We start from the raw sequence: 1,097 nt of genomic DNA, 5'->3' as shown, positions 1-1,097 counted from the left end.
TCTCAAGGTGACCTCTTCAACGAAGTGGAATGTGAAGCTGTTAAGGAAGAAGAGGTTGAGGTAACGACCGCCACAACAAAGAAACGCGGTAAACGCAAGCCACTTCCAAAGACCTTACCTCGTGAGGTTATCGAACTTGATTTAGACGACCATGAAAAGCAATGCGCTTGCTGCAAGCAGAGTCTGCATAAAATCGGTGAAGACCGCAGTGAAAAGCTGGAGTTCTCACCAGCAGTACTCAAAGTGCTGGAGTATGTTCGTCCTAAGTATGCTTGCCGCCAGTGCGAGCAAACAGAAGACAATAGCCGCATCGTTCAAAAGCCAGCGCCGCAAAGCATTATCCCTAAGAGCTTCGCGACAGAAAGCTTGTTGGCCAATATCATCCTTGGTAAATACCAATACGCAATGCCGCTGTATCGCCAAGAATCGCTGTTTACCCAGTCGGGTATCGAACTATCACGAACCACCATGGCAAGGTGGGTCATCCAAGTTAGCGAGAAGTTCGCTCCGCTGTATGCAACCTTGAAAGAGCACCTACTTCAACAAGTGGTGGTTCAGGCGGATGAAACACCGCTCAATGTGCTCAAGGAAGATAAACAGTGTTACATGTGGCTCTACTGCTCGGGCGCAGACTCGCCAGATGCCGCACTCCCTAATGTGAAAAATATCGCCTTGTACGACTATCAAAACAGTCGCGCGAGGGCGTGCCCTGTTGCCTTTTTAGGGGACTATAGTGGTTATCTGCAAACCGATGGTTATGGTGCCTATGATGGTCTTCACCAAGTGACCAATGTTGGCTGCTTAGCGCATGCTCGTCGCAAGTTCATGGATGCTAAGAAGCTTCAAGGGAAAGGTAAATCGGGCAAGGTTGATAAGGCGCTGGCTAAAATCCAGAAGCTCTATGGAATAGAATCACGCTTGAAAGGTGTGCCTGCCGAAGAACGAAAAGCAGAGCGTCAAGCGTATGCCAAGCCGATACTGGATGAGTTTTACGAATGGATGACAACCCAGAAGGTGATAGGCTCTAGCCCACTAGGCAAAGCGATAAAATACACGCTTGGGCAGTGGTCAAAGCTCATTCGTTATATCGACGATGG

General features: G+C 48.9%; 1 protein-coding gene. It reads left to right on the top strand.

Annotated elements, in window-relative coordinates; translation table 11 throughout:
- A partial coding sequence (gene tnpC, locus M9196_RS23230; protein WP_250619876.1) for an IS66 family transposase occupies nucleotides 1-1,097 on the top strand: 1,097 nt, incomplete at both ends.

This window comes from Vibrio methylphosphonaticus (assembly GCF_023634655.1).
GTDB classification, from domain to species: domain Bacteria; phylum Pseudomonadota; class Gammaproteobacteria; order Enterobacterales; family Vibrionaceae; genus Vibrio; species Vibrio methylphosphonaticus.
The sequence above is the reverse complement of the archived record's forward strand: the minus strand, read 5'-3'. Positions and strand labels throughout refer to the sequence as shown.